We start from the raw sequence: 26,483 nt of genomic DNA, 5'->3' as shown, positions 1-26,483 counted from the left end.
GTACGGTTAGTCCCGCTGCTCCGCTACGAGTCGCGGGACGCCGAACACGGGGTCCTGCTGAAGAATGCGCACATCAGTAATGCCGTTTCGGGCCAGCTTGGCCTTGAACGCTTCCTGGAGCCGCGGGACATTCATGCCTAGTCCGCTGCCCAGGATCACCGGACCGTCAATGCCCAGTTGGCGGACGGCCTGTTCGGCGAGTTCAGCCAAGTCACGGCCCGCTTGCTCCACTAGTGCCTGACTCGTTTCGTCACCGGCGTCGGCGGCTTCCACTACCAGCCGGGCCTGCTGCGCCCAGTAGCGGCGGCCGGTGTCCGGGGAGTGGAACAGCGCGATCAACTTGCCGGGTTCCTCAACGCCAACGGAATCCAACAGTGCACGGCTGAGCTGATCAGGCTCCAGGCCTTGGTTCATCCGGCGCAGGCTGTGCCGGACTGCCTCGCGCCCCAGCCAGTACCCGCTTCCTTCGTCGCCCAGGAGATAGCCCCAGCCGCCCGCCCGGGCTTCCTCGCCCGCGTCGTTCTTTCCCCATGCGGCCGAGCCTGTCCCGGCAATGACCGCGACGCCCGTGCTCGCTCCCCCGGCCGCCAGCAACAGGCGCGAATCGTGAACAACGGTGATACGCGCACCTGGGGCGTGCGGTGCGATGAGGTCGGCGAGCGCCTGGGCGTCTTCGTCCGTATCGATCCCCCCTGCACCGGCATATACCTGGTCAATGTGGCCACCACCGATTTTCCCGAACAACTCAGCGAGGTTCGCTGCGGCTACTTCCCGGCTAACGTTTTGGACATTGGAGCTGCCTGCGCTCTCATCCCGGACCGGCGATCCGTTGAGGAACCGCACGCCGCGGGTTTTCGTGCCGCCGATGTCGAGCCCAATGACGGTGCCGCTCACGGCTTCCGGGGCGGCGTGGGAATGCTGGGCAGAGTCAGGATTGTTCACCGTGAAAGACTAGCTTGGAGCGTCCGGAGGAGAAACCGCACATGCCTGAATCCCTGTTTGGTACACCGTTTGTTGCAGCTCCCATGGCCGGGGGAACGTCCACGCCGGAGTTGGTGAAAGCAGTTCATGAGGGCGGTGGACTGGGTTTCATTGCTGCCGGCTACAAGAGCCCCGAAGCCATGGCGGCTGAAATTGCCGCCACGCGGGAACTTAATATTCCGTTTGGCATGAACGTGTTCGTACCGGACCCAGGCCAGCTCCCGCCCGGTCCTGAAGCACGGGCGGACCTTGAGGCGTACCGGGCGGAACTGGAACCCGAGGCGGCCCGTTACGGCGTGACGCTACCTCCCCTCCGGCTCGATGACGACGACGCCTGGCAGGACAAGATCGATGCCCTGCTGGCCGACCCCGTGGAGTTTGTGAGTTTCGCTTTCGGCCTCCCGGGAAAGCCGGTGGTCAAGGCCCTGCAGAAAGCAGGCAGCCGGGTCATTTCCAGTGTTACCAGTGTGGACGAAGCCCTTGCGGCTGCAGAGGAGGGCCCCGATGCCATCGCAGTGCAGCACAGCTCCGCGGGCGGACACACGGCAGCCTTCCTGCCTGGCCGGCGCGGGCAAGCACCCCGTACGACGGCGGAGCTGGTGGCCCAGGTGCGTGCCGCCGTCGGACTTCCACTCGTCGCTGCCGGGGCCATCATGAATAACGCCACGCTGCGCGAAGTGCTGGCGGCGGGCGCAATTGCCGCGCAGGTGGGTACCGCCTTGGTTCGCACTGAAGAGAGCGGCGCACGGAAGCCGCACAAGGACGCCTTCGGTGACCCTGCCTTCACGGAGACAGCAATGACCCGGGCATTCACGGGGCGCTGGGCACGTTCGCTGGTCAATGAATTCGTCCGTGACCATCAGGACGCGCCGGAGGGTTATCCGGCCATCCACCACCTCACCAGCCCCGTCCGGGCTGCATCATCCGCGGCAGGTGATCCCCACCGCCTCAACCTGTGGGCAGGGACGGGCTGGCAGCAGGCCAGGGAAGGATCCGCGAAGGATGTGGTCAGGGAGTTCCTGAACGGGCTCTGACGAGTTCGGCGAGCAAGTCCCCGCCCTCGGTGACCACCAGTTCCCGGAACAACCTGATCGCGTCCGGTTCGAAACTCCGCTCCCTCCAGGCGATACCGATCTGCCGGAACGCCAGGTCCGATTCGATAGCCACTTCAACGAGCCCAAGTTCGGCCTCGGGAAGGAATTGGCCTGTCCCTGAACCGGGTCCTGCTGGCGGGAGGATGCTAAAGCCGAGCCCGGCCGAGACCAGTCCACGGGCAGAGGTGGACTCCTGGACTTCAAAAGCGATCCTCGGCCGGAATCCGGCTTCGCGCAGGAGCGCTTCGCCCAACGCCCGAAGACCCACACCCTCCGGGAGGGTGATGTACGGTTCGTGCCGGAGTTCGGAGAGGCGGACGCTGGACCTTCCGGCCAGGGGGTGCCGGTAGTGCAGCACTGCGCGCAATGGCTCGCGGTACAACGGCAGAGCATGAATGCCCCGCCCCTCCGGCGCGATGGGTGCCGTCAACGCGAAATCCATGTCCCCATGAGCCAACTGCTTCAGGCAATCGTCGCGGGGACCCTGCCAAAGTTCGAACACTGTGTGCGGGTGGTGGGCGCGGAAGGCGCTGATGAGCAGCGGGAGGGTGGCTTCACCGAAGGTGTGTTGAAACGAAACCCCGATCCTGCCCCTCACAACGTCCGATTCGTGCCGCACCCTGTCCAGCCCGGCTTGGAAATCCTCCAGCGCTGCTTCGATGTAGGGCAGCAGCGTCCTCGCCGCCGGTGTCAGGCGAATGCCGCGACCCTCGCGGATCAGCAGGTCCATCCCCACTATGGCGCTGGCCCGTGCCACGGCCCTACTCACTGTCGACTGTGGAACGCCGAGGATCTCGGCCGTTTCGGTCATGTGTTCCGTGCGGCCAAGTTCCGCCAAGACAGGCAGCAGAGGGAGCAGTTGGACGAGTTGCTGGTGATCGGGCTCCATATGGCTCCATTATTGGCAAGATCCAATTCATGCACTACTGCATCAATCGTAAGGGACCTATGCATTGGAACATGAAGTTTGCTCAGCCCTAATCTGGCTCGGTGAGCAAAGCAACTTCCAAGCCCAGCACCGACTCCTGGGACGGACACGTCAAAGGTTCCCGCGGCTATAGTCGCGTCCTGGCCGCTTTGGCGCTTGCCGGGGTTGCGACCTTCGCGCAGTTGTACTCCACACAGGCCGTACTTCCACTCATGGCCGCGGACCTCCGGATCACGGCGGCCGAAGCGGCCTTGAGCATTTCCCTAGCCACTGTGGGCTTGGCAATCACTGTGCTGCCGTGGTCCTTTGTGGCCGACAGAATTGGCCGTGTCCGCGCCATGGCCATCGGCATCGCCGTCGCCACCGTGTTGGGGTTGCTGGTGCCTCTGGCACCCACCGTGCCCTTGCTGTTGGGGCTCCGAACCTTGGAGGGCATGGCTCTGGGCGGAATCCCCGCGATTGCCATCGCCTACCTCAATGAGGAAGTAACCAAGATCCATACGGCCCTTGCTGCTGGAACCTACGTTGCCGGAACCACCTTGGGTGGTTTGGCCGGGCGTTTGGTGGCCGGACCTGTTGGAGAACTTTGGGGGTGGCGCGCCGCGGCTCTGGCTGTTTCCCTACTGGCCACAGTTTCAGCCGTCTTGTTCCTGGTCCTTGTTCCGAAGCAACGCCGGTTCAGCCCGGCCCCGCCACTGGGCTTTCGCGGAGCCCTCCGAACCCTCGGCCGGCACTCGAGCGATCCAAAGCTGCTGTCGCTGTACTTGCAGGCTTTCCTGCTCATGGGTGGCTTTGTTGCCGTTTACAACTACCTCGGATTCCGACTGCATGCCGAACCTTTTGGACTTCCCGCCACCGTAGTCAGCCTTATTTTCCTTGCGTACCTATCCGGGACCATCAGCTCACGATGGGCCGCGGGGATGACCACCAGGTTCGGCCGGCGGAACGTCCTGGTGGCAGGGATCGCCATCATGTCGGCAGGTTTGGCAATGACGTTGGTGGAGAACCTCGTAGCCACCCTTGCCGGTCTGGTGATCTTCACTGGCGGCTTCTTCGCCGCCCATAGCGTTGGTTCAGGGTGGACGGGAGCTATCGCCACCACGGGCCGAGCGCAGGCAGCGTCCCTGTACAACCTGTCCTACTACCTGGGTTCCAGCGTCATCGGTTGGGCCGGCGGGCTTGCCTTTCAGGCGTTGGGGTGGCCGGCTTTGGCGTTGAGCGTCATCGCACTGTCATGTACGACGGCGGCAGTCACCTTGATAGTGCACCGCCCGCGGCTAAGTTCCCCCTGATTTCAGCCTGGCTGCCCCTACAATCGGAGGCATGACACAGGTCACGAAAAGCCGGGAGCTGTCGTCGCCGGAGCGTTTACAGGCGTTTACGGATGCCGTGGTGGCGATTGCTTTGACGTTGTTGATCTTGCCCCTCATGGAGAGTGTGGGTGAACTGGCGGACCACGACGGCACCACGGCTGAGTGGTTGGCGGAAGAACAGTACGCCCTGCTCGGCTTTGTCCTGAGCTTTATCCTGATTGCAGTTTTTTGGGTGCACCACCACAAGCTGTTCCGCAGCGTCAAGCGCGTGGACTCGGGCTTGTTGTGGCTGACGGTGGCATGGATGTTCACCATTGTGGTGATGCCCGTGGCCACATCACTGTCCACCCAGATGCAGCCTGACTGGGCGCAGCCCCTCATCTACATCGGAACCCTCTTCGCCACCAGCCTCATGCTCCTTCTGGCCCGCGCCTATTTGCGGTCCCACCCGGATCTCCACACCATGGATGACGCTGATGCGGTGTCAGGGATTCGAGCCAGTGGCATCGCTTCCGGCCTTTTCCTGTTGGCGCTCGTTCTGGCGATGATCATTCCGGGCGCAGGGAACTGGCCGCTGCTGGTAATGCTGCTCAGTGAGCCTCTCCAACGGCTGGATCGGCGACGGAAGCGCAGTCGCCCCGCCGAACGATAGTCACCTGAAGAATTCACGGATTAGGATGGACAAAAGGCAATTTCAGGAGGATCCGTGAGCAACCCCACGAAGAATGTTCGGTCAAGCACGGGCAGCGCAGAGCCGCTCGACGCGATCGACGAACGAATCCTCGCCGCGTTGGTGGACGACGCACGGATCTCCAACAAGCAGTTGGCCGAACTTGTAGGAATCGCCCCCTCCACTGCCCTGATGCGCACCAGGGCGCTCTCCGAACGCGGAATCATTGAAGGATTCGAAGCGGTCTTGAGCCTGCCGGCTATCGGCCGTTCCGTTCAGGCCCTCATTGCTGTTCGTCTCCGCGCCCATGACCGTGACCAGATTGACCGCTTCACGGCGCGGGTCCCCAAACTCCCGGCCGTCATTTCCACTTTCCACACCACCGGTTCAGTGGACTACCTGCTGCACATTGCCGTCGCCAATACTGACGACCTCCGCAACTGGCTCCTGGACAACCTCGCCACCGATCCCGTGGTAGGTCACACGGAAACCACTATGGTGTTCCAGCACATTCCCGGCAACCGCGGACCGCTGCCCGAATAGACGCAGCTGATCAGGAGCAACGCAACTGATCAGGAACGCAACGCGCTGCGAAATGACACAGCCGCAAGCGTCAAGGCAGCCAAGCCGCACAAAGCAGTGAAACCCACGACGGCGGCCTGCAGGCCGAGCGCCGAGACAGCCAGTCCCAGCCCAATCACCGGAACAGCACTCCCCAGATACGTGATGACGTAGACGGTGCTGATGACTTGGGCGTGGCGGGCGGCTTCCACTTTCCCGGCCACCTCGTTGAACACCTGCCGGAAGGCAATCCCTTGTCCCACTCCAGCGCTGATGCTGGCAGCCACCAGCAGCCAAGGGCTGGACCACGCCGCGGCGGCTCCCACCAGAACAACCGAGACTCCCAGCACGGCGAGTGCCACGGGGACAACGAAGCGTCCGCGGGTACCCAGCAGTTGGCTCAGGGCTGAAGCGCCCAAAGTGACGCCGGCAAGCAGTCCGATCAGCGGCATGGAATAGGCGTGGACAACACTGGCGAAATACCCGGGCGCCAAGGACAGGCAGAAGCCGAACACCGCGAAGCTCAGGAACCCGGTAGTCGCAGCCATCCAGAATGCTCCGCGGGCATCATGGGAAATGGACGGCTTCCGTGGGGCAAGGACCTTGAGTGGCTTCGGCCCTTCCGCCGGCGCAATGGCCGGCCTGGCCTTCAGCAGCCACAAAGGAACGAGGGCAGCCATCAATACCGCGGAGTGCACGTAGTACGGAGTGCGTGTGGGGTCGGGCAGGAGCGATAAGAGACCACCGATTGCAGGGCCTGCGGCCACGCCGCCGGCAGAGGAAAGCAGCGTAAAGCGGGACGCCCAGTCGGGCCGCTGGGGCAGCAGTTCGCGCAGTGCAGCTGAACTGGCTCCCGTTGCGAGTCCAACCGCCACGCTTTGCAGGACCCGGCCCAGGGACAACGTGAGGAGAGTGTCCGCATTCGCGAAGATGATGCCTCCCACCAAGCCGACGAGGACAGCGAGCACCAGCGCTGCCCTCCGCCCGATGTGGTCCGACCAATGGCCGGCCACCATGAGAACCGCTACGAGTGCGAGGACGTAGCTGGAGAAGGCAACCGTCACTCCCAGCGAAGACATGCCGATCCTGGCTTGCAGCAAGGGGTACAAAGGCGTGGCCAGGTTGGCGCCGACCAGCAGCGTAAAAATTACAACCCCGGCCAGGACCAACCTGGCAGTGGTGGAGGCATCCCATCCCCAGCGTTCGGCGGTAGCCGGACGCATACGGAGTTCGCTCAAGACAGTCATTTTCCATGCCTTCGGACTCGGTGGCCGGACTGTTCTTTTCCTTGTGAGAATCGCACCCCAGCTATGTAGTGATGGCAATAGAATGCAGTAGCACTGATCTTTGAGGACTATCAGAATGCAAGAATTGAGCAAAACAGTCAAAGTAGTATGAGCGAAGTGAGCTGGAGTGACCGTTTGAACACCCTTGACCCCTTGGACCTGAAGATCCTTCTGGAACTGATCAAGGACCCACGCGTCCAGATCGCCGAGTTAAGCGATGAATTGGGCATAGCGCGCAATACTGCCCAAAGCAGGGTCAAACGCCTTCTTCGTTCCGGTGTGCTGCAGGCCGCTGGGCGGGAAGTTGACCTTGAAAAGGTGGGGTACGACGTCGTCGCCTTCGTCACGATCGAAGTGACCCACCGGGAACTCGACGGCGTCATCGGCGCCTTGCGCCTGATCCCCCAAGTATTGGAGGTCCATGAAATCTCCGGCCGCGGCGATCTGTGGTGCCGTGTGGTGGCAACGGATACACACAACCTGCAGTCGGCTTTGCGCTCCGTGCTTCGTACCAAGGGAGTCATCAGGACCGAAACAGTGCTTGCCCTGCACACCCATATCCCATACCGCACTGAGCCACTCATCGGGAGAATGGCTGCAATACCAACACGGTCCAGGCAAGAAGGCCGGAGCGCAAGCTCAGAGGCTTGAACGCACTAGGCTTTTAGGCATGGATTGGCTCTCACACATCTCCCAGATCAACTGGCTCGCCGTACTTCTGGCCTTCGTTTCAAGCATGGTGATCGGCTTCGTCTGGTACATGCCGGCTGTACTTGGTCGGAAGTGGATGCAGGCAATCGGCAAAACAGAAGAGGACCTCAAAAATATTGAGGGCGGCGCAGGCATTTGGGTTCCCATGATGGTGGCAGCGGCCGTGACCAGCATTCTCCTCGCTATCCTTATCAGCGCCCTGGACCTCAACACCTTCCTTGCCGGTGGTTTCTTCGCACTGATCCTTGCCTTGGTGTTCCGTGCCGGCGGCCATGTCATCCATAACGGCTTCGCAGGCCGCCCCACGGCAGTAACCGTCATAGACTCCGGTCACGACATCGTGGCGATGACCATCGCGGGCGCCATCATCGGAGCCATGCAGTAGCGTTCAACCAGTGACCATTATCGACAACGCCGTATATGTGGACGGCGTCCGCACTGCCACCCCGCACACCCTCGAACAGACCTTTGAGACGTTGGCGGAGCATGGCGGCATGGCTTGGATTGGCCTGTACCGTCCCACGCAAGAGGAGATGGCCGCCGTCGCCCAAGAGTTCGGGCTCCACGAACTCGCCGTGGAAGACGCCGTCTCTGCGCACCAGCGACCCAAACTTGAGCGCTACGACCACAACCTGTTCACGGTATTGCGGCCGGCCCGCTACCTGGACGAAACCGAAACGGTGGAGTTCGGCGAGCTCCACGTCTTCACGGGACCGAACTTTGTGGTGACCATCCGGCATGCCGAAACCGGTGGCGTGGCCCGTGTGCGGAAGAGGCTTGAGGAGCGCCCTGACCTCCTCCGCCACGGCCCCGAGGCAGTCCTTTACGCCCTCCTGGACCAAGTGGTGGACGATTACGCTCCGGTAGTTGCGGGCTTGGAAAATGACATCGATGAAATTGAAGATCAGCTCTTCAGCGGTGACAGCGCCGTTTCACGCCGTATCTATGAGCTCGCCCGCGAAGTGATCCAGTTCCAGCGTGCCATTCATCCCCTTCCGGACATGATGGTGCTGCTGGAGAAGGGCTTCGAAAAGTACGGCGTGGACATCGAGCTGCAGCGCTCGCTCCGGGACGTCGAGGACCACGTCCAACGCGTGATCTCCAGGGCCAACTCATTCCGGGACCTTCTTCAGAACGCCCTCACCCTTGACGGAACGCTGACCGCCAACCGCCAGAACGAGGCCAGCGCCGCGCAAAACGAGCAGGTGAAGAAGATCTCCTCTTGGGCAGCTATCCTCTTCGCTCCATCCTTCGTGGCGGGCGTCTACGGAATGAACTTCGACCATATGCCTGAGCTGCATTGGGACTTCGGCTATCCTCTGGCAGTTGGGCTCATGTTCGGCGCCGCATTGCTCATGTATGTCATTTTCAAACGCAAAGGCTGGTTGTGACGCCGCCGTTGAGGCCTGGTCCGCGCACTTCGCCGGACGTCATGAGGGCTCTGGCTGAGGGCATGGCGCACGACGCCGCACGGTCGGGTTTTGAGCTCGAATCAAGCCAGCGGCAAGCGGCCGAGCGGTTGGCCGCCTTTGGCGCCCAGATGACCCGCCGCCGTCGGGCGCTTCCCGGGAAGCCGCCTCGAAGTCTTTACCTCCACGGACCTGTTGGCCGCGGCAAAACGTGGCTGATGGACAGCTTCTACGGACGTCTTGAGGTGCCTAAACGGCGTGTTCACTTCCACGATTTCTTTCGAAAGCTTCATAGCGGCACGTATGGCCTGGAGTCCGGCAATGGACCAGCAATCCAGCACTCAGTGGACGCGCTGCTGGACGGCGTTGAGGTGCTGTTCTTTGACGAGTTCCACGTCCACGACATCGGCGACGGCATGTTCATTTCCCGCTTGCTCCGGACCGCGGCGCAGCGTCGGGTTCCCCTTGTGGTGACGTCCAACTACGCCCCGGACGACTTGCTGCCTAATCCGCTATGGCATGACCATTTCCTGCCCACTATCGAGGCGATCAAGGAGATGATGGATACCGTGGAAATCAGTGGCGCCTCGGATTTTCGTCGCTATCCGGTTGCTGGAACCGACCCCGGTACCGGTATTGGTGCGTTCCGCTCAGGCCGCATTATTTCCCCTGGCACACCCCGACAACTGGGTCGTCTGGGCCTGTTCCGGCCAGCGCCCTCGCGAAGCCGCGTTTTGACCCCCACCACCCAACCGATCGTGGTCAAGAACTCCGATCCGGACCTCCTGTGGGTTGGATTTGAGGAACTGTGCGGTGGATTGACCTCGACGTCGGACTTTCTCGCCTTGGCTGAAACATTCAGGACATGGGTCATCGACGACGTTCCCTCGCCGGCGGATGATGCTGCGTCCGCGCCAGCATGGCAGCGCTTCAGCAACGTGGTGGATGTCCTTTACGACCAGGACATCACGCTGTTCCTGGTAGGCGATGGACCTCTCGACTGGGACGTTGAGCCAAGCGGCACCGCCCTGCCGGTTGACCTTGCGCGCATCGCCAGCCGTTTGTCCTTGTTGAGCCGTTCCCGTCCGGACGAAATCATGGAAAGCGAAGAGGCCGCCGGAAGCTAAGCATCCAGCGGCCCCTTGAGGTATTTGCCCGAGGCGGGTTATTAGATGACGCCACCGGCGGCCGATGGCGCGCTGGTGTCGTGTCCGCCGTCGCCTACGGTTTCGCGCGCAACGTAGTTCTCGATGTCGAAGAGGTTCTCGGCACGCTCCGTGATGTTCAGCAACGTGGTCATTGAGGCAACTTCCTCGACCTGTTCCTTGAGGAACCACAGCATGAACTGCTCACCCAAAGCATCGCCCTCTGCACGGGCAACGCGGAACATCTCCTCAATGCTCCGGGTGACTTCCTTTTCCTGCTCCAAGGCGAGGGCGATGGGCTCCTTGGCGTTGCTGAAGTTGTTGCGCACCGGGGCGATACCCGGGATCTCCACGTGCACGTTGCGGTCCAGCATGTATTGGACCATCATCATGGCGTGGTTGCGCTCCTCGAGGGACTGGCGATAGAAGTGACGGGCCAGCTGCGGCAAGTCTTCGCCATCAAAATACACAGCTACTGCGATGTATTGCTGGGAGGCCGCAAACTCATTGGCGACCTGGGCGGACAACAGCTCATTGAAAGTCTTCTTAGCCATGGCTCGATCCTACAGCCGGGCCATGACACTTTTGTGGGTGAGCTTCGCCACTGCTCAAGCCATAAACCGCTCAAGCGAGCAACAGGCTGATCCCCACTCCTGCCGCTGCAGCAAGAACGCTTGCCGCCATGGATCCCAAGCCGTTAACGAGCGCCAAACCCGTCCTGCCACTTTGGATCAGCCGGATGGTCTCCAGGCTTGCCGTACTGAACGTGGTGTATCCACCCAGGAAGCCTGTTCCCACGATTAAGAACAGTGACTCAGGTGCTTGGCCCCGCAACAGCAGTCCGGCAAGGAACCCGAGCGCCAAGGAACCTGAGACATTGATCAGAATGGTTCCCCACGGGAGGGCCGTCTTGAGGCGCTGCCTGATGAAACCGTCAACCATGAACCTGATAGCTGCGCCGATTCCGCCCGCGAGCGCAAGAAGTACCACCGTCACTGTTGGCGTTCGGTTGCACGCCGATGGTGCCAAGCACCCAACCATATGCCCATAGTAGTGGCCGCGGCTCCACCGAGCAGGCTCGCAACCAGGTATCCGGCAGCTCCAGGTGCCTCACCCGCAGTAAACAAGTGAACTGCGTCCAAAGCGAGGGTGCTGTAGGTGGTGTAAGCCCCTAGGAACCCGGTTCCCAAGGCGAGCCGCAGAACCCGGCGGTGACCGACGTCGGGCCCTCTGCGGGAGAGCCCTTCAAGTAAGGCGCCCAGCGCCAACGCGCCGGAAAGATTAATGACCAGGATGGGAAGCGGCCAAGCATTCGGCGCCGGTATCACCAGCCCAAGGCCGTACCGGGCGAGCGCTCCGAACACCCCGCCGGCTGCCACTATGCCGATGAAGTCCCACTGGAGGTGGAGTGGTTTTGTTGCCTCAGTCGTCGTCATCGTCGTCCGGGACCCTGGGGTTCACGGGAACAACGAGCACTGGCAAGTCTTGGCGATGGAACAGATGCCGGGCCACGGAACCCGACGTCAGCTCTTTCAGTGCAGCCGTCAGCTTATGCTCCCGCGTACCCACCACGATCATCGAGGCGCCGATATCCCCGGCCTCGCGCGCCAAAGCACGCGCGGGCTCCCCCGCGAGCGGCACGATTGACCACTCGACGTCCCGGCCGGCCAGCTGGTGGGCAATGGTCGCCTTCAGTGATTCCGGAATTCCTTGGGCTCCGGCAACCCCATCCGGATCAATCGGGGCAGCCGGCCCGCCAGTTGTTCCGTCCACGGGATACACCGTGGCATCCGCGTAGGCGCAGACCAGTGGAACACCTGCGCTGGCGGCCACCTGTGCTGCCTGCTCCACGACGATGGCATGTTGCCCGGGCATCACCCCCACCAGGATGGGGCCGGACATGTTGCCGGAGGCCTCGGGGCGTGGGGCGGGGGTCTCAGTCACAGGCTCATTCTACGACGACGAAGTTGGCTCACAGACGAACCCGGCCGGACCACAAACCGTAGAGCAGCGGAACCACCGAGCCGATCATCAGCAGGTTGCCGAGCACTAAGTCGTCGGCCCGAATCACGGATCCAGCTATCAGCATCGCTCCGAAGATCAGCGCACCCACTGCTCGCTTTAGCAAGACGATGATGCGGCCCATTTGTCGTTCCAGGCGGAGGTTGGACACCTGCAGTGAGCCGTCCTCTAGTTTGGTGACCAACCCGTCGAGCCTTTTCGGCAGGCGCAAGGCGACCGCGGCGGCGTCGAACGCCTGTGCAGCGACGTCGTTGACGAGATTCCCGCGCTCATCGCGCAGCAATTGTGCCGCATACGGTTCCACCGAATCCCACAGATTGAAACGGGCGTCCAACGAACTGCACACCCCTGACGTCAGCGACATTGCCCGGATGATGAGCAGGAAATTCTCCGGCAACTGAAACGGAAGTGACCTGATCACATTGCCGAACTCCGCACCAAAATCACGGAATTCCCGCGGATCCACATCGCGAAGTTCAGCGAAACCCATCCCGCCAAAACGGGCGAACAGCTGCGTCATAGCGCGCTCCAACTCGGCAGTATCAGCCGTGGGCATCAAGACGCCAACGTCACTGATAGCGGCCACGAGGCCCCTTCCATCCCGTGAGGCAGCCGCGATCAGGAGTTTACGCAGTCCGCTCCTGGTCTTCGCAGGAACCTCACCCATCATCCCGAAATCAATGAACGTCAGTTTCCATGGATGTGCCGCTGATCCGGCATTGGGTGTGACAAAGATATTGCCGGGGTGCGGGTCGGCGTGGAAGAAGCCGTTGGTGAACAACTGGTCAAACATCACTGAAGCGAAAACAGGGGCAACCGAGGCAGGGTCGATCCCCGCCATGCGCAGCGACTCCGCATCCGTGATCTTGATGGCTGTGACATCTTCCAACGTGAGCACGCGGCGGGTGGTCCGTTCCCAGACCACCCCCGGCACCGTTACCCGGGCGTCGTCAACGAAGTCAGCAGCAAAGCGCTCTGAATTTGCTGCCTCATTGAGGTAGTCGATTTCCTCGAGACTGGTCTGGGCGAACTCCTTGATGAGGGCGGGCACATCAGCACGGTTTGAGACGATACGAATGCGGCTAAGCCAGCCACCCACTCTCCTTAGGGCAGCGAGATCAACGTCCACGATGGTATGGATGCCCGGTCTCTGCACTTTGAAAACCACGCTGCTGAGACCCGTGTCTTCAGCGTTGCCGGGGAGCAATTTCGCCCGGTGGGCCTGCCCGAGTGACGCGGCTGCGATCGGCGTTTCCTCGATCGAAGCGAACACTGCTTCCAAAGGCGCACCCAGTTCGGCCTCAGCAAGCGCGCGAATGGCCGGGAAGGGGACCGGCGGGACTTCGTCCTGAAGGCCCTCCAGTTCGGCAGTGATCTCCGGCGGGAGTACATCGAGCCTGGAGGACATGAACTGGCCCACCTTGATCATCAGGCCGCCAAGCTCCACAGCCAGGCTATGGAAGCGTTGCGCGAAGCGCCGCATCCTTTGCGCCCGGTTGCGTTCAGTCAGTCGGCGCAGCCCGACTCGAGGCAGGAACAGCTCAAACCACCAAGTGACCAGCAAATGCCATGCGGCAAAGCGCAGGATTCGACGATATCGGGCTCGGGCCTCACCGGCCAAGGGATCCATCCGATCGCGTCGAACCGACGTCACCCCTTCAGTCCTGGGCGAGAATCGAGTACAGCCGACGGCGTGCGTCTTCCAGCACCGTCACAGCTTCCTGCACCTGCTTCGGCGTTCCCGTGCGACCCACCTGGGCCGCCGCCTGAGCAAGCTCAACCCCAGCCCTGGGCAGTGCGCCGAAACCGGGAGGGTTACCAGCGGACTCCCAAGGCGCTGCTGTTTCGGCACTTGCGACGTCCTCGCGGCCGGCCTCGGTGAGGGAGTAGATCTTGCGGCCATTTGATTCCTCAGTGCTGACGAAACCCTCGTCTGCCAGCAACTGAAGGGTCGGATAAACGGAGCCGGCGCTTGGCTTCCAGCTTCCCCCGCTCCGCTCTTCGATTTCACGGATGATCTGATAACCGTGCATTGGGCGCTCAGCGAGGAGGGCCAGAATGGCTGTCCTCAGCTCGCCCCGCCCAGCCCGGGTACCTGAACGCTTCTCGAAGCGTGAGCGGAACTCCTCCACGGCCTGCCACATGCCGTCCAGGTTGTTTCCCATAAATCCGTTTGCAGGGAATGAATTGTGCATCAGGCTCACCTCGGTATGTCGCGAACGATACTTAACGATAGTTAACGATATACATGCCGGGTCCCTGAAAACAATGGCAGGGCTCTTTGCGCAGGGCCGGACAGCACTTCTGGGTGATGCCGTCCGGCCCCTGCCGCGGATCCTTGGGCAGCCCCGGCCAACGAGGGGGGTCACTGGCCGTTGCGGGGATCCGCTGGGTCCAGTAAAGACGAACCGCCAAGTGGGCACACGAGTAGTTGGTACTCGTCTTTTGCTGCTCCCGGAGGGTCCACTACTTACCCTGAGCGCTGGATCGCGCGGCACCGTTAGTTGATGATTTCGCCGCGGTCATCCGCAGCGATTGCCGCCAGTCGTTCCCGCCAGTCTTGCAGCGCTTGGGGAGCCAGGCGAGTCCAGTCGGTCACTTCACCAATGACTTTGAGAGGGGCGCTGCTGCGGAATGATCGGGTGGGGTTGCCCGGGAATTTCTTGTCGGTCACGTTCGGGTCGTCCTCGAACGCTCCTGTGGGTTCAACGGCATAGACGTGCGGCTCCCCGTCACCGGCAGCCAGCTCGGCAGCCAAACCCGCACCGTCCCGAAGAGCGGTGAAGTAAATATGGTTCATCACCACCTCAGGCCTGTAGTTCGACCTGAAGCCTGGCCTCAGGAGATCACCTTCCCGAAGATGGGCTTTTGTGCCGTGAAAGAACGGACCCTCGTCCACTGGTTGACTCACGGGTACAGCCTACTTGCACGCGCCCCACCGCCGGAGTCTTGAGGTTTTCCTGAGGAATTGTTGACTGAACACAGGATTTGTTCTTGATCCGGGCCCGGCACAGTAGTTCTTGTCAGCCAGACGCAGCAACAGCAGGAGCCCCAGAGGTTCCACCAAAGTCCCCGGGGGCCGGCCCGTTTGCCCTTCAGGCCGGTCCCCGGTCCATGAAAGGAACGCCCGGCATGAGCGCACTGAGCACCATCTCCACTCCAACCGTTCACGGTCGGCGTTCCGCCGCGAAATTTACGCAGGCCACCACGACCGCCGCTGTGAAGCAGTCCGCAGCGGCCACCGCAACTGCAGCTAACGACACGCTGAACCCCAGTCACGTCATAAACACGTCAGGGGCCGGGGATGAAGCCACCGCGTAAGCCCGCCGCCAGCGAATGGGATGTGAGCCGAATCCAATCCCTCGCCGATGAACTTGGTGACCCGAAACCCGCCCTGAGGTTTTTGGCGAAGTACCTCCCGATGCTCCCGCAGCGGGTGGAAAGAATCGTCCACGCATTTGAGGAACATGACGAGTCCGAGACCACGACAGCCTTGCTCAGCCTGAAGATCAGCTCGGCCATGGTCGGTGCTATTGAAACAGAGCACCAACGCCGGGCCATCGAATCGATGATCCGGGAAAGCCACTTCGACGACGCCACCCAAGCACTCCCTGCCCTGCAACAGACAGCCGACCGCTGCTTGGCGTCACGGTCAAACGTCATCCGGGCAGCCCACGCCTCGTTGAACCGGCATCGGGGGTACTTTCATTCTTGAGCAGACCTTGAGTGTTCACCGAGGCCATTCCTGAGATCGCCCGGGCAAACTTTTGGAGGGAGAGAACACCACGCTACGGGAACGAGGACCACACGCATGCAGGGCAAGGGCATCATCTGGCAAGTACCGGCCATCATCCTGGCCGCGGTACTCCTCTTGATGGGTGCCCGGGTTCCACCCGCGCACGCGCAATTCAACGACACCGATGCCGGCGCAATGGCGCTTACTGCCGCACGTATTCCGGCACCAGCAGCAAACACCGTGGCCGTGACCAAGAGCTGCGATTCCTTCCTCTGGTTCGCCCAAGCCAAAATCAGTGTCGGCAGCTTCCCGGCTGTTCCGTTCGCCAACTACCACGAGCTCAAGGTCATCGACCCGGATGGCGTCGTGCAGTTCACCGGCGACATGAGCAAGAGCTCCGGACGTTCCTACAGTTCGGGCATCCAGAGCATAGGGGACTTGTCCGGTATCTGGACATACCAGATCCGTGGCTACTACAAGGTTCCCAACTCCACGAACTTCTGGGCCGGGCAGCCCCTCAGCGGCGCGCTGAACTGCCCCTAGTGGCAGATAGACGGGGTGGAAATGGGATGATCCGGTCAGTTCAGGCGCTGAGTGAGGTGAACTTCAACGGCGTCACCGTCGTCCTTCCCTATGGCTTTGCGGATAGGAGCAGCCACTGGCAGTTTATGCGTGCCGTCTCCCAACGCCATGAAGGCTCCAGTAAACGGGTGCCCGTCTACGTTGCAAATGTGGAGCTAAGGAGATTCGAACTCCTGACCTCTTCGATGCGAACGAAGCGCTCTACCAACTGAGCTATAGCCCCTGAACCAACCCCAACTGCCCGGCCAGTGTCCTTAGGCTACAAACTTTCCGTGTGCTTTTCCAACCACGACACGAATGTCTCCCTGCCATACGGCTGCTCTGAAGTCAGGTTGTGGCCAGCGCGAAGGAAGTCGCCCATCGGGCCGGGCAAAGGCAGCTCAATAATCTTGCCCCTCGTGCCCTGTACCGACTTCCAGGACTCTGCCATCTCCCGCATAGTCAGGGTTTCCGGACCCGCAATTGTCACCACATGATGCTCCGCCCGCAATTCATCCCGCGATTCCCCCACAGCTGCCTCAAGCAAAGCCGCTGCAACATCTGCCGGCGCGATCGACTGGAATCTGGCGGCTTTGAACGTGGGAATAAGCCTTACCTTTGCACCGGTCGCGAAAATCCTTGCCGCCAAACCGTGGAACTGCGTTGCCCGGACCACCACGGTCTTCAATGGCGACTCCGCGTATTTCCGTTCCTTGGCGGCTTTCGAGGCGTAGTAGGAAAAAGAGCTCAAATCACAGTTGATGATGGACAGAGCCACAGCCTTGCGGACACCAGCCCGATGCGCTGCAGCGAGAAGCCTGCCGCCGCCGTCGGCGAACTGCTTTTGGGCTTTACCGAACTGCCCTTCAAGGCAATCAATAACGACGTCGGCACCCGACACTGCAGCTGCCACGCCATCCCCGGAGGTGACGTCGCCGGCAAAGTACGTGGCGCCTTCGTGGTGCTTCGCTGAGCCGACAGGCGGCACATTGCGGCTCAGGACCGAAACCTGGTGCCCCGCTGAAACGGCGAGTCGGACAACCTCACGACCTACCTGGCCCGTGCCACCCGCAACGCACAGCGTAGTCATGTGTGATTAGGCGCGGCGACGCTGCAGGACATCATCCAAGTTGCTCAGGGCACTGTGACCCTTGGCGGATGCTACTGCAGCGGCCGCAACCTCAGCTTGTTCAACATTCTGCTTCAGGACAGGCTTGCCCACGGGTTTTGGCGCTTCGGGCAGATCCAAGGGCTCTGGAGCTGGACGCGGTGCTTTGGCAGCAGCCACGTAGGTGGGCTTCGGGACCTCGACTGGCTGCCAGGAGTCACCCTTCGAATCCTTGGCGGTATCCTCAGCAGATTTGTCTCCCGCGGCGATAGCAACGGCCAGCGCTGCCTGCCGCAGTTCCACTGCGGATAGGCGAGCAGCCTCGCGGCTGGTGGCTTCGGCGTCGAAAACCGTGGTTTCCTTCGACTCCGATGCCGGTTCCTTCGGCAGGTAGCGTGCCGGTGTCGGGATGGGCGAGGCCTGGGCAGCACGGCGGGCCCGGCGTTCTCGAAGGTCCCGCAGGGCTAGCTTCCGCAACGTTACGACGGCGAGCACCGCACCGATAAGCGACACCAGCGGCAACCAGACAGAACCGATCCCAAGAATTCTTAGGACTCCGGAAACCGCAGCTGTAACCAGCAGGGCAAGGCCCGCCAGGGCCAGCGTCAGCCGGGCATAGCGGATAGTGAACGGAGTGGTGGGTTTCTTCCCGAGGGAGGGCTCGGCCGCGCGGGATTCCTGGGGCGACGCCGGTGCTTTGCTGTGCATGGTCTCCATCGGTTTCTCCTGCTGAGGTGCCAAAGTCAGTACCACCCCTGCCTGCGTTTCGTCTGGTTCGTCATCAAAAGCCTCTGCTGGAACAGCGGCCGTTTGGACTTGTTGCCGCCTGTTCCGCAGAACGTAGGGCGCCACCCAGACCATCCACAGCGCAACAGTGACCACGAGTATCACTGAGCTGCTGAGAGGGAAGTCCACATTCAAAACCGTAGAAGCAAATCGACGGGTGCGGCGGCATTGCGGCCGGTGTGTCGTCGGCGAGTCCGCAAATGATTGGAGATACGGGCAAAAAGGCCGATGACCTGCCCATTTATCCTCGGAGCCACCGGCGCAGGAGCCCCTCTGGAACTTCCTCGGAGGTCAGTGCAAAAGAGCGGTGGTCAGCCCATTCGCCGTTGATGTGCAGGTAGCGCTCCCTATAACCCTCGTCTCGGAATCCAAGTTTCTCCACCACCCTCAGACTCGCTGCGTTCTCGGGCCGGATGTTGATTTCCATACGGTGCAGTCCCAGCACTTTGAAACAATGGTCCGTGGCCATCGCAACCGCTGTTGGAGCAATGCCGTGCCCTGCACGGTCCTTATCAACCCAATATCCGAGGGTGGCCATCATGGCTGAGCCCCAAACGATGGATGAAACCGTCAGTTGTCCGACGATTCTTGCCTCAGCAAAGCCGTCTGCCCGCTCAACAATGAGGAACGGCAAAGCGGTGGACTGACGGGCTTGTTCATTTAAGGAACCCACCATTTGGCGGTAGCTGGGAAGGCGCCCACCCGGTGCCGGGTTGGACGCCTCCCATGGCGCGAGCCACTCGCTGTTCCGCGAACGGACTTCGGACCATTCCCGCTTGTCGCGGTAACGGATAGGCCGAAGCACCAGGTCTCCGCTTTCCAGCGTCACCGGCCAGATCGCAGAGCCGTACATCATGAATTTGTTTATTTGGGAAGAGCGGCGGTGAAGTTGGGCAGCCACTCGCGAAGCTCAGGACCCAGGTCTTCGCGTTCGCAGGCAAGCTCGATGCAGGCCTTGAGGTAGCTGAGCTTGTCACCGGTGTCATAGCGACGGCCGCGGAAGACAACCCCGTAGACGCCATAGCCTTCGCCCTCACCAGCAGCGAGAACCTCGAGGGCGTCTGTCAGCTGGATCTCTCCACCGCGCCCGGGTGCCGTTTTCTCCAGAACATCGAACACAGCCGGGTGGAGGACGTAGCGTCCGATCACCGCAAGGTTGGACGGGGCTTCTTCCGGAGAAGGTTTCTCGACGAGCTGCTTGATGCGTACGTAGCCGTCCTCGCCGTTGTCCTCAACGTCAGCGCAACCATAAGCGCTGATCTTGGAAGGCTCCACCTCAATGAGGGCCACCACGGAACCGCCGGTCTTCTGCTGAACCGCGATCATTTCGCTCAGCAGGTCCTCGCGGGCATCGATCAGGTCATCGCCCAGCAGGACGGCAAAGGGCTCGTAGCCGACGTGCTGCTTTGCACGAAGGACTGCGTGGCCGAGTCCGTTCGGGTCGCCCTGACGGACGTAGTGAATGTCGCCAAGGTTGGTGGCGGATTGAATGGCCTCAAGCTTGGCGGTGTCGCCCTTTTCAGCCAGAGTGGCCTCCAGGGCCGGCACCCGGTCAAAATGGTCTTCCAGTGCGCGCTTGCTGCGCCCGGTGATCATCAGGACGTCGTGCAAGCCCACTTTGACAGCTTCTTCGACGACATACTGGATGGCGGGCTTGTCCACCACGGGCAGCATTTCCTTCGGCATCGCCTTGGTGGCGGGAAGGAACCGGGTGCCAAGGCCCGCTGCGGGGATGACGGCCTTACGGACAGCGTTGTTTTCTAGAGTCACCGGACTAATGTAACGGAAGGAACACATCAACGGCTAAACCCCTCGCCGCGCCGGGACGCACATTTCGTCTTGGGAGCGGATAGCCCCTGCTCTTCGGCAAGCAGGGAGAACCTCAGATCGGACACAGATGGCATCGAAGGAAGACATCCGCAGCAGTCGGCGGCTGCACAGGCGGACACTCACTCCGGAGCACATAGCAGCCGCGGGCGAGTCACTTGCACGGCACGGCACAGCCTGGGCAGCGGAGGCCTCCTCTGGTGGCGCTGCCACCTTCGCCGTGTACCTCGGTGTGGCATTCGAGCCGCCCACCATCCCCCTCATCCAATCCCTGCATGAGGCCGGGCATCAAGTGCTGTTGCCTGTTTGCGAGCCTGGCCGGTTGCTGAGTTGGGTGTATTGGACACCTTCCACGGCCTTTGTGAGGTCCGCCTATGCGCCTATAGACGAACCGGAGGGTGAACGCCTGGAAAGCTCGGTGGTTGCCAAAGCTGCCGGCATCTTCATGCCAGCCACCGCAGTGGACCGGGACGGAAACCGCATTGGCCAGGGCGGCGGCTACTACGACCGGCTTCTCCAAGGCCTCGATGCGGCCGGTCAGCGGCCAGCCACCATCGCAGTGGTGTACGACGACGATTTGTTACCTTCAGGCTCGATTCCCGCCGAGGCGTTTGATCGCCCCGTGCGTCAGGTGCTGACCCCGTCGGGTGTCGTCCAGCTCCACCACGGAGCGATGTCCGACTGAGCGATGCCCGACGAAGCGATGCCCGACTGACCGCTCCTGGCCCAGCAAGTGAGGTCCGGCACACCTGCTGGTACACCGCACAGCGACCGATGATAGAATTAGCACTCAGGCCCTGCGACTGCTAAGGCGGAATTTCTCCGCCGGTGTTGCACAGGACCTGAACTTTGTCCTGAAGGAGGAACTCAGTGCCCACATACGCATACGCCTGCAAAGACTGTGACCATGCCTTTGACATCGTCCAGTCCTTTTCTGACAGCTCCTTGACGGAGTGCCCCGAGTGCAAGGGCGCGCTACGGAAGAAGTTCAACAGCGTCGGCGTCGTCTTCAAGGGCTCCGGGTTCTACCGGACTGATTCCCACGATGCCAAGGGCAGCACGGTTTCGGCCGCACCAGCTTCACCGGCCGCCCCGGCTGCTCCTTCTGCAGCCCCGGCAACCGCAGCTGCAGCCAGCTAAGAGGTTTTCCACATAGGGCAACGGACCGCTGTCTGCGGCCCGGGGACGCTGGCTAACGTGGCAGGATGCCATCTACGTCCCGCACAGCCCTCCTCGCCCGCGCCCAGCGTTCAGCAGCAGCCGCCGGTGATTTGCCGCCGCTGAACCGCTTTCCTGCCCGACCACCCCGTTCCCGAGCCGGAAACACATCACGGTTCAGCCGAACTCGTCCAAGAGATCATGTTGGTCAGCGGTGGCAGCGGGTTGGATTTGGCTCTTGGATTTCACGTAACCGCCGCTTGGCAGTTGCGCTCCTGCTGTGCGTGGCTGCCGGCATCGCAGTCCAGCAACTTACTCCTGCGTCAGAGCAGCGTGTGAGCATCGTCGTAGCAGCCCGCGACCTGCCGTCAGGTAGCAGCCTCACAGAATCTGATTTCACCAGCGTTGGAGTGCCATCCGATCTCGCAATTACCGGATCGGTGGATAGTGTCGGCACCCTTGTTGGCCGTCAGCTTGCATCCCCCCTCCGCAGAGGGCAGATACCTACAGAGGCTAGCCTGCTGGGTCCTGGACTCCTGACGGGCGCACCTGCCGGCTCGGCAGCGGTCCCCCTGAGGATGGCTGATCCCTCATCCATCCAACTCCTCTCCCCCGGCCAGCTCGTAACGGTGGTCCTCACGGCGGCTGGCTCCTATGACGAGGCCCGGCAAAGCCAGGTTCTTGCAGGCCCGGTGCCCGTTCTCTGGACATCAGCCCAAGGCGGCAAGCCCGGTGAATGGCTGGGGACGGGTGACACCGACGGCTTGGTAGTGGTGGCAGCCGATCCCCAACAAGCAGAAAAGCTTGCCGGCGCATCAACGCAAGGCAAGCTCTTCTTTGTTTTGGTCAGCCCTTAGTGCCCGGCTCTGCTGGCATGTGGGGCTCAGCCCCAGTGCGGGGGCTTCTGTTCCTTCAGCCACTGCTCATGGTCGTAGCCGGAGTCATCGCCCCAACGCCGGGGATCATCTTCAGCCGCCTCTGTAGGAAGAATCCCGCTGGAACCTGTCTTCGCTGCAGTTGCCTTGGTATCCGCCGCTTCTTCATTGGCATTGTTGACCGGCTCACCGGAGTCCTGCGTGGCGCGGTCTTCTGTATCTTTTTCCTGATCCATCAGTGGTGCTTCTTTCCCGTTCTCCGCATAGCCGTTGGTCTCGGCAACGCCATGTTCCTCACGGACAGCGGCCTGAGCTTCCTCGACTGCGTGGCCGGCGCCAACCGGGTCCACCGGTGGCTGCTCCTTGCCCGGATTCAATTGTTCACCATCCGAATGCAGGAAGCCATGGTGGGCCGATGCCGACTGGGCGATGTGGTTCTCAAGCCCCAGGTACGAACCAATCCGATCCGCGCAGGACGAAGGATCCGTGAATACTTCGATGGTCCAAAGCGACATGTAGCGCCAACCCATACGCTCCAGCAATTGCGGCCGCAACCGGCTCCGTTCACGGACGCTCATCCGCCGGTACCGTTCAGTGCCATCCGATTCGATGGCGACAGGGGTGGGGATTTCCGCACCCTCACGGCCAATGGTGTGGACGGGGTCCGCCGCCGCCGCAATGTCCAGCACGCCATCGTACAGATGCCAGACTCGGGCTCCACGTGCACGCAGGCGTTCGCCAAGATCGGCCACCAACGGATCCTCACCCAGCGCCTGCTCACTGGCAACAGCGCGGGAGGCAGGTGTTCCGAGGTTACTATTACCGGAAAGTTCCCGGTCCAGCAGTTCATAGAAGTCCACCGCACCATGAGCCAGGCGATCAAGGTCGAGATCCTCGGGCCGGAAGCACGTCAGGACGTGCATTGAGCGTCGAGCCCGGGTCATTGCCAGAGCAAAGCGGTTTCGCCCGCCTTCGGTGGACAACGGGCCAAAGGAATGGAGCGCACGACCGTGCGGAGTGCGGCCATAGCCCAGCGAGAAGATCACGTGGTCACGCACCAGCCCCTGGGCGCGCTCAAGGTCCACCACGCGGAAGGACTCGGGGCCTGCTCCGAAGAAACTGGACAAGAGAGGGTGGTTAGGCAATTGGAGCCTGATGGCCTCGCCGATCCTGGCAGCATGGCGCAAGCTTGCGGTCACCACTGCCAAGGAAGTACGGGGCCGGAGCCTGGCGTGTTCGAAGACAAGGTCCACCACGCGGTTCACTTCTGCAGTGACGGACTCAACGCCCTCGTGATCCGCTCCGGGCAACCCAGTGCCGTCGGGTATGTACTCCACGTGGATGGATCGGTCCAGGCCGGTAACCGAATTGCCGTCCGGCAGGCGTCGCAGACCGCCGTCGTAGTAGTTCTTGCTCAACTGGAGGATCAAGTCCTCATCCACCGCGCGGTAGACCCAGTTCAATTGCCAGGTGGGCAGGACCCGGGCAAGCGCCTTGAAAGCACTGTCCACGTTCTCATGGCTGGCAACCCCGGCAACCGGAGGTTCCACGGCCACGCTGAAGGTACGCGCATTCGCGATTTTCGCGTCACCGAAGGCAACTACCTGACGGGCTCGGGCGATCGCGGGAAGAACCGCCTGCAGAGAGGTTGACTCGGCGTCGATGATCACCACGGCATCAAACTTTTGCTCGGCCGGGAGAACGCCCGTGAGCAAATAAGGGCTGACGGACCACACGGGAACCAACAACGGTACAAGATCCGGCGCTTGGGCGCTCAAGGCTGGCAGCGTCACCCGGCCGTCCTTCAACAGGGCACGGAGCAACTCCGCCTGCCGTGGATGCTCAAGAAGACCCTGACGCCACTTTTGGGCCAGCTGCCAACGAAGGCGGGCGGCGCCGCTGGCGATGTGTGCCTGGTCGGCCAAACGGTATTCCGCTTCGAGGCGCCGCAACGAATCACCGTCGGACATGGCGAGGTAATCGTCACCACTGATCATGGCTTCCAAAGCGGACTGCCACCAGGCAAGGTCCAGTTCGGCCGCTACGGATGATGCCGGGACTTCACGGGCAGCAAGGTCCGCCAGCAGTTCGCCGAGCCCGTGCTCCCGCATTTCCTCGATGAGGAGTGTTCGCTCAGGAAGGGTTTCCAAGGTGGCCGTGTCAGCAACGAGTCGCTCGAGGCGTTCCATCAGTTGCAGATACGGTGCCTCGTGCAACGAACCGCCATCGGACGTGTGCTTGAGCGCCTCGCCAAGACGGCGCAGCTCGATGTCGAGCTCGCGGTAGAGGGCTCCGAGGTCGGCAAGGCCGGATGGCACCGCCGGGTGTCGCTGGGTTGTTGCGTACCCTGCCCACAGGGCCCGCTGTTCCTGGACAAGGACCAGGGAGCTGTGGAGGTCGGCGATGTGCACACCGGGACGCACATACTCCTTGGCCACCCTCCGCAGGCGGGACCGCTGCATTGAGGGCATTTCAAGGTTTCGCTCACGGCGCCAGGCGGAGCTGGCGGTGGCAGAGATGAGGTCGTGCACAGGCCGGTCGAAGATGTCCGGAGTGAACTTATCCAGGCTCTCGCGGACGGCGATCAGCAGTTCAAGCTGCGCACCCCACTCGGCAAAGGTTTCGCCCAGGCGAATCTCGGCGTGATCGGAAACCTGCTTCATGCGATCCCGCAGGATGGGGAGCTTCTCCTCGGCCAAGCGGGCGAGCTGCTGTGCTTCCTCGGTCTCCTTGCGGGTGACCAAACGGGCGCCATACCAAGGGCTGGAAGTGGAGGCCCGGCTGAAGCTACCAAGTTCGGCAGCGCGACGAAGGCGTCCCGCGAGCTCTTCACGGTCCTTGATGTTGTCCAAGACGCTTCGCTTCAAGCGCACAGTAGTGGAGGGGGCCGGGTGGATGGACGTCAGCTCGGCGAGTGATTGCATTGCCTGATAGGGCGAGCAACCCCAGCGCTCACGGACGTTGTGCAGCGAGGCAACATGATCCATCAGGGCATGTCGGTGGCCAATCAGCGTCTGGTGAAGGTTGCCAAGCTGTGGTTCAAGCGCTTTCTCATTGCGCATGATTGCCCTGACCAACTGGCCCTTGAGTTGTTGCGGAGTGGTCCCGTTACCAGGCTTGAACAGCATCGACTCGAGACCCAGCGATTCAAGGTGGGCGGAGAGACCCGCGAGGCTGGCTTGCCTGTCTCCTACCACCAACACCGACTTGCCTTCGCTGACCAAGGCACCTATGCCGTTAATTGCCGTCTGCGTCTGCCCACTTCCAGGAGGAGTGGAGACAACCAGGGAGTCTCCCGCGCGAACGGCGTCCACCACGTACTGCTGGTCCGTATCGGCGTCGAGCAAGAGAAGTTCGTCGGCCGGATCCCGAAGATCCAAGCTGGGGAACCTGCCCGCTTTAATGGGCTCCGGCTCAATGTCGCCGCCATTGGCTGCAGTCGATAGGGCTGCAACAGTAGGGTTGTTCATGTTGATCCACGGATCATCCAGATTGCCCGAAAGGTCAGCCAGAGTAGTGACCAGCAGGTTGAACTCCACCTCAGCACCGTGGATCGGCTGGATGAGCGTGGACAACCGATCCAGAACCGGTTGGGGATCCAATCGGGCCGTGTTGTACGCCATGCGTGCCACAGCGTTGACGTCGAAGACGATGCCATGGACTGTTTTCAGGTGACGCACCAACGCGGGGTTCATGCGTGCTTGTTCAGTGAGCTGAAGTTCGAAGTCGTCTTCGCCCGGCCTGACCGTAAGAACGATGGACGTGAGCATCACGGGCGCGGAGACGCGCTGCGGCTTGCCACCAACAGCCGAGGTCCACACCACGGTCCCGGCGGACAAGTACCCGGCCTCGATGCCGCGGTCATTGCTGAGCTCGAAGATCTTGGACCGGATGTTGCGGGCCGCCCTGGCCGCCACCAAGTACTGTTGGCGATCCCTGATGAGCGTGGACAGCCGTGTTCTGCGGCCGGCGAGCAATTGCGCCAACCCGGAAGGGTGCGCATTGCTGAGATCGATCGCGCCTTCAGGCGTCTTGACGAAGCGCAGCATCGTATCTGCCCCGGTGACGGGTTTGAGACCAGACAGCCATTTACGGAGCTCTTCGGAGCCCTCTTCCTGGCCTAGACCTACTGACACGACTTCTGCCTTCTTTTCTGTACTAGCTTTAGACGCCTTGGACCATACCGGCATACTTTCGAGGGTAGCGGGAATCCTCGGTCAGCCCGCTCCGCAACGCTGTTCCAACCTGAAATTCGCCGTCATTTCACAGCTGGCAGCATTTCTTGGGGCAAAGAACCTATCCCGGATGACGT

Annotated in this window: 30 protein-coding genes and 1 tRNA gene; 14 read left to right on the top strand and 17 right to left on the bottom strand. The window is 61.8% G+C overall.

All coding sequences use genetic code 11. The features are described 5' to 3' along the window. Positions 1 to 6: 6 nt before the first annotated feature. The gene (locus M1D89_RS09075) at positions 7 to 942 is read right to left on the bottom strand and encodes an N-acetylglucosamine kinase (RefSeq protein ID WP_498649929.1); all 936 of its coding nucleotides are present in this window, start codon (positions 940 to 942) and stop codon (positions 7 to 9) included. 41 nt (positions 943 to 983) lie between these two features. On the opposite strand from M1D89_RS09075, the gene M1D89_RS09070 reads away from it, so the two are divergent. Then, entirely contained in the window at positions 984 to 2,015 is a 1,032-nt protein-coding gene (locus tag M1D89_RS09070; protein WP_498649927.1) for an NAD(P)H-dependent flavin oxidoreductase, read from the top strand. Here the strand turns inward: M1D89_RS09070 and M1D89_RS09065 are convergent. Then, positions 1,990 to 2,964: a LysR family transcriptional regulator gene (locus tag M1D89_RS09065; RefSeq protein WP_498649925.1), complete on the bottom strand. Its 975-nt coding sequence runs from the start codon at positions 2,962 to 2,964 to the stop codon at positions 1,990 to 1,992. The two genes, M1D89_RS09070 and M1D89_RS09065, sit on opposite strands and share 26 nt — an antisense overlap. 101 nt (positions 2,965 to 3,065) lie before the next feature. On the opposite strand from M1D89_RS09065, the gene M1D89_RS09060 reads away from it, so the two are divergent. Genes M1D89_RS09060 through M1D89_RS09050 form a run of 3 tightly spaced genes read left to right on the top strand, consistent with a single transcriptional unit; the run spans position 3,066 to position 5,529 of the window. Then, entirely contained in the window at positions 3,066 to 4,295 is a 1,230-nt protein-coding gene (locus M1D89_RS09060; RefSeq protein ID WP_498649923.1) for an MFS transporter, read from the top strand. Positions 4,296 to 4,326: 31 nt separating this feature from the next. After that, complete coding sequence (locus tag M1D89_RS09055) at positions 4,327 to 4,968, top strand: TMEM175 family protein (protein ID WP_498649921.1); 642 nt, start codon at positions 4,327 to 4,329, stop codon at positions 4,966 to 4,968. 54 nt (positions 4,969 to 5,022) lie between these two features. Next, positions 5,023 to 5,529 (top strand): Lrp/AsnC family transcriptional regulator, encoded by a 507-nt coding sequence (locus M1D89_RS09050; RefSeq protein ID WP_011775479.1) that lies wholly within the window; start codon positions 5,023 to 5,025, stop codon positions 5,527 to 5,529. A gap of 29 nt (positions 5,530 to 5,558) precedes the next feature. Here the strand turns inward: M1D89_RS09050 and M1D89_RS09045 are convergent, their stop codons facing one another. Next, on the bottom strand, positions 5,559 to 6,794 hold the full coding sequence (locus M1D89_RS09045) for an MFS transporter (protein WP_498649917.1): 1,236 nt from the start codon (positions 6,792 to 6,794) through the stop codon (positions 5,559 to 5,561). A gap of 147 nt (positions 6,795 to 6,941) precedes the next feature. On the opposite strand from M1D89_RS09045, the gene M1D89_RS09040 reads away from it, so the two are divergent. From M1D89_RS09040 to zapE, 4 genes are read left to right on the top strand one after another with little or no spacing between them, the layout of a single operon-like run. Beyond that, on the top strand, positions 6,942 to 7,484 hold the full coding sequence (locus tag M1D89_RS09040; RefSeq protein ID WP_498649915.1) for an Lrp/AsnC family transcriptional regulator: 543 nt from the start codon (positions 6,942 to 6,944) through the stop codon (positions 7,482 to 7,484). 19 nt (positions 7,485 to 7,503) lie between these two features. After that, the gene (locus M1D89_RS09035; RefSeq protein WP_498649913.1) at positions 7,504 to 7,929 is read left to right on the top strand and encodes a DUF1761 domain-containing protein; all 426 of its coding nucleotides are present in this window, start codon (positions 7,504 to 7,506) and stop codon (positions 7,927 to 7,929) included. 10 nt (positions 7,930 to 7,939) lie between these two features. Beyond that, positions 7,940 to 8,935 (top strand): magnesium/cobalt transporter CorA, encoded by a 996-nt coding sequence (gene corA, locus M1D89_RS09030; protein WP_498649911.1) that lies wholly within the window; start codon positions 7,940 to 7,942, stop codon positions 8,933 to 8,935. Beyond that, on the top strand, positions 8,932 to 10,080 hold the full coding sequence (zapE, locus tag M1D89_RS09025; RefSeq protein ID WP_498649909.1) for a cell division protein ZapE: 1,149 nt from the start codon (positions 8,932 to 8,934) through the stop codon (positions 10,078 to 10,080). Before corA ends, zapE begins: the two co-directional genes overlap by 4 nt. 41 nt (positions 10,081 to 10,121) lie before the next feature. Here zapE and M1D89_RS09020 read toward each other — a convergent pair whose 3' ends face one another. The 7 genes from M1D89_RS09020 to arr all read right to left on the bottom strand — a co-directional run bounded on the left by M1D89_RS09020 (position 10,122) and on the right by arr (position 15,031). Then, a complete protein-coding gene (locus M1D89_RS09020; RefSeq protein ID WP_091468845.1) occupies positions 10,122 to 10,652 on the bottom strand; it encodes a ferritin in 531 nt (176 codons plus the stop codon). A 70-nt stretch (positions 10,653 to 10,722) separates the two neighbouring features. Beyond that, positions 10,723 to 11,094: a fluoride efflux transporter CrcB gene (gene crcB, locus M1D89_RS09015; protein ID WP_498649906.1), complete on the bottom strand. Its 372-nt coding sequence runs from the start codon at positions 11,092 to 11,094 to the stop codon at positions 10,723 to 10,725. Further along, the gene (locus M1D89_RS09010; RefSeq protein ID WP_498649904.1) at positions 11,091 to 11,534 is read right to left on the bottom strand and encodes a fluoride efflux transporter FluC; all 444 of its coding nucleotides are present in this window, start codon (positions 11,532 to 11,534) and stop codon (positions 11,091 to 11,093) included. Before M1D89_RS09010 ends, crcB begins: the two co-directional genes overlap by 4 nt. After that, entirely contained in the window at positions 11,521 to 12,042 is a 522-nt protein-coding gene (locus tag M1D89_RS09005) for a universal stress protein (protein WP_498649902.1), read from the bottom strand. Before M1D89_RS09005 ends, M1D89_RS09010 begins: the two co-directional genes overlap by 14 nt. A gap of 28 nt (positions 12,043 to 12,070) precedes the next feature. Beyond that, on the bottom strand, positions 12,071 to 13,774 hold the full coding sequence (locus tag M1D89_RS09000) for an ABC1 kinase family protein (protein ID WP_498649900.1): 1,704 nt from the start codon (positions 13,772 to 13,774) through the stop codon (positions 12,071 to 12,073). 4 nt (positions 13,775 to 13,778) lie between these two features. Continuing rightward, complete coding sequence (locus M1D89_RS08995) at positions 13,779 to 14,315, bottom strand: PadR family transcriptional regulator (protein WP_498649898.1); 537 nt, start codon at positions 14,313 to 14,315, stop codon at positions 13,779 to 13,781. Positions 14,316 to 14,620: 305 nt separating this feature from the next. Further along, on the bottom strand, positions 14,621 to 15,031 hold the full coding sequence (gene arr, locus M1D89_RS08990) for an NAD(+)--rifampin ADP-ribosyltransferase (RefSeq protein ID WP_498649896.1): 411 nt from the start codon (positions 15,029 to 15,031) through the stop codon (positions 14,621 to 14,623). Positions 15,032 to 15,252: 221 nt separating this feature from the next. Here arr and M1D89_RS08985 point away from each other — a divergent pair, with 221 nt between their 5' ends. The 3 genes from M1D89_RS08985 (at position 15,253) to M1D89_RS08975 (ending at position 16,399) form a co-directional block, all read left to right on the top strand. Then, on the top strand, positions 15,253 to 15,441 hold the full coding sequence (locus M1D89_RS08985; protein WP_498649894.1) for a hypothetical protein: 189 nt from the start codon (positions 15,253 to 15,255) through the stop codon (positions 15,439 to 15,441). A gap of 22 nt (positions 15,442 to 15,463) precedes the next feature. Continuing rightward, the gene (locus tag M1D89_RS08980; protein ID WP_498649892.1) at positions 15,464 to 15,835 is read left to right on the top strand and encodes an Hpt domain-containing protein; all 372 of its coding nucleotides are present in this window, start codon (positions 15,464 to 15,466) and stop codon (positions 15,833 to 15,835) included. 96 nt (positions 15,836 to 15,931) lie between these two features. Then, on the top strand, positions 15,932 to 16,399 hold the full coding sequence (locus tag M1D89_RS08975; protein ID WP_498649890.1) for a SipW-dependent-type signal peptide-containing protein: 468 nt from the start codon (positions 15,932 to 15,934) through the stop codon (positions 16,397 to 16,399). Between the two features lie 35 nt (positions 16,400 to 16,434). Here M1D89_RS08975 and M1D89_RS08970 read toward each other — a convergent pair whose 3' ends face one another. The 6 genes from M1D89_RS08970 to galU form a co-directional block, all read right to left on the bottom strand. Beyond that, complete coding sequence (locus M1D89_RS08970; protein ID WP_498649888.1) at positions 16,435 to 16,548, bottom strand: DUF1905 domain-containing protein; 114 nt, start codon at positions 16,546 to 16,548, stop codon at positions 16,435 to 16,437. A 40-nt stretch (positions 16,549 to 16,588) separates the two neighbouring features. Continuing rightward, positions 16,589 to 16,661 (bottom strand) — tRNA-Ala (locus M1D89_RS08965). A 36-nt stretch (positions 16,662 to 16,697) separates the two neighbouring features. Next, a complete protein-coding gene (locus tag M1D89_RS08960; protein WP_498649886.1) occupies positions 16,698 to 17,507 on the bottom strand; it encodes an SDR family oxidoreductase in 810 nt (269 codons plus the stop codon). 6 nt (positions 17,508 to 17,513) lie between these two features. After that, positions 17,514 to 18,407, bottom strand: a complete 894-nt coding sequence (locus M1D89_RS08955; protein ID WP_498650925.1) for a hypothetical protein — start codon at positions 18,405 to 18,407, stop codon at positions 17,514 to 17,516. Between the two features lie 145 nt (positions 18,408 to 18,552). Further along, on the bottom strand, positions 18,553 to 19,164 hold the full coding sequence (locus M1D89_RS08950) for a GNAT family N-acetyltransferase (protein ID WP_498650924.1): 612 nt from the start codon (positions 19,162 to 19,164) through the stop codon (positions 18,553 to 18,555). An 11-nt stretch (positions 19,165 to 19,175) separates the two neighbouring features. Beyond that, on the bottom strand, positions 19,176 to 20,108 hold the full coding sequence (galU, locus tag M1D89_RS08945; RefSeq protein ID WP_243836848.1) for a UTP--glucose-1-phosphate uridylyltransferase GalU: 933 nt from the start codon (positions 20,106 to 20,108) through the stop codon (positions 19,176 to 19,178). A gap of 100 nt (positions 20,109 to 20,208) precedes the next feature. On the opposite strand from galU, the gene M1D89_RS08940 reads away from it, so the two are divergent. The 3 genes from M1D89_RS08940 to M1D89_RS08930 all read left to right on the top strand — a co-directional run bounded on the left by M1D89_RS08940 (position 20,209) and on the right by M1D89_RS08930 (position 22,153). After that, complete coding sequence (locus tag M1D89_RS08940) at positions 20,209 to 20,823, top strand: 5-formyltetrahydrofolate cyclo-ligase (protein ID WP_498649884.1); 615 nt, start codon at positions 20,209 to 20,211, stop codon at positions 20,821 to 20,823. Positions 20,824 to 21,008: 185 nt separating this feature from the next. Then, on the top strand, positions 21,009 to 21,278 hold the full coding sequence (locus tag M1D89_RS08935; RefSeq protein WP_498649882.1) for an FmdB family zinc ribbon protein: 270 nt from the start codon (positions 21,009 to 21,011) through the stop codon (positions 21,276 to 21,278). A 278-nt stretch (positions 21,279 to 21,556) separates the two neighbouring features. Next, the gene (locus M1D89_RS08930; RefSeq protein ID WP_498649880.1) at positions 21,557 to 22,153 is read left to right on the top strand and encodes an RcpC/CpaB family pilus assembly protein; all 597 of its coding nucleotides are present in this window, start codon (positions 21,557 to 21,559) and stop codon (positions 22,151 to 22,153) included. Between the two features lie 26 nt (positions 22,154 to 22,179). Here the strand turns inward: M1D89_RS08930 and M1D89_RS08925 are convergent, their stop codons facing one another. After that, positions 22,180 to 26,361 carry an AAA family ATPase gene (locus M1D89_RS08925; protein WP_498649878.1) on the bottom strand — a complete coding sequence of 1,394 codons (4,182 nt, stop codon included), beginning with the start codon at positions 26,359 to 26,361 and terminating at the stop codon, positions 22,180 to 22,182. Positions 26,362 to 26,483: the final 122 nt, after the last annotated feature.

The sequence above is a fragment of the Arthrobacter sp. D3-18 genome (assembly GCF_054408525.1).
Note: the sequence above shows the minus strand (reverse complement) of the source record. Positions and strands in the feature narration are given on the sequence as shown.

Excerpts from the sequence above, each read along its gene's own strand:
- M1D89_RS09055 (WP_498649921.1), top strand. The coding sequence starts at position 4,327 with ATGACACAGGTCACGAAAAGCCGGGAGCTGTCGTCGCCGGAGCGTTTA.
- M1D89_RS09010 (WP_498649904.1), bottom strand. The coding sequence starts at position 11,534 with ATGACGACGACTGAGGCAACAAAACCACTCCACCTCCAGTGGGACTTC.
- galU (WP_243836848.1), bottom strand. The coding sequence starts at position 20,108 with ATGTGTTCCTTCCGTTACATTAGTCCGGTGACTCTAGAAAACAACGCT.
- M1D89_RS08985 (WP_498649894.1), top strand. The coding sequence starts at position 15,253 with ATGAGCGCACTGAGCACCATCTCCACTCCAACCGTTCACGGTCGGCGT.
- M1D89_RS09070 (WP_498649927.1), top strand. The coding sequence starts at position 984 with ATGCCTGAATCCCTGTTTGGTACACCGTTTGTTGCAGCTCCCATGGCC.
- M1D89_RS08995 (WP_498649898.1), bottom strand. The coding sequence starts at position 14,315 with ATGCACAATTCATTCCCTGCAAACGGATTTATGGGAAACAACCTGGAC.
- M1D89_RS08975 (WP_498649890.1), top strand. The coding sequence starts at position 15,932 with ATGCAGGGCAAGGGCATCATCTGGCAAGTACCGGCCATCATCCTGGCC.
- M1D89_RS09065 (WP_498649925.1), bottom strand. The coding sequence starts at position 2,964 with ATGGAGCCCGATCACCAGCAACTCGTCCAACTGCTCCCTCTGCTGCCT.
- M1D89_RS08970 (WP_498649888.1), bottom strand. The coding sequence starts at position 16,548 with ATGGCGTTGGGAGACGGCACGCATAAACTGCCAGTGGCTGCTCCTATC.
- M1D89_RS09040 (WP_498649915.1), top strand. The coding sequence starts at position 6,942 with ATGAGCGAAGTGAGCTGGAGTGACCGTTTGAACACCCTTGACCCCTTG.
- M1D89_RS08950 (WP_498650924.1), bottom strand. The coding sequence starts at position 19,164 with ATGTACGGCTCTGCGATCTGGCCGGTGACGCTGGAAAGCGGAGACCTG.
- M1D89_RS09045 (WP_498649917.1), bottom strand. The coding sequence starts at position 6,794 with ATGACTGTCTTGAGCGAACTCCGTATGCGTCCGGCTACCGCCGAACGC.
- M1D89_RS08925 (WP_498649878.1), bottom strand. The coding sequence starts at position 26,361 with ATGCCGGTATGGTCCAAGGCGTCTAAAGCTAGTACAGAAAAGAAGGCA.
- M1D89_RS09020 (WP_091468845.1), bottom strand. The coding sequence starts at position 10,652 with ATGGCTAAGAAGACTTTCAATGAGCTGTTGTCCGCCCAGGTCGCCAAT.
- M1D89_RS08940 (WP_498649884.1), top strand. The coding sequence starts at position 20,209 with ATGGCATCGAAGGAAGACATCCGCAGCAGTCGGCGGCTGCACAGGCGG.
- M1D89_RS09035 (WP_498649913.1), top strand. The coding sequence starts at position 7,504 with ATGGATTGGCTCTCACACATCTCCCAGATCAACTGGCTCGCCGTACTT.
- M1D89_RS08960 (WP_498649886.1), bottom strand. The coding sequence starts at position 17,507 with ATGACTACGCTGTGCGTTGCGGGTGGCACGGGCCAGGTAGGTCGTGAG.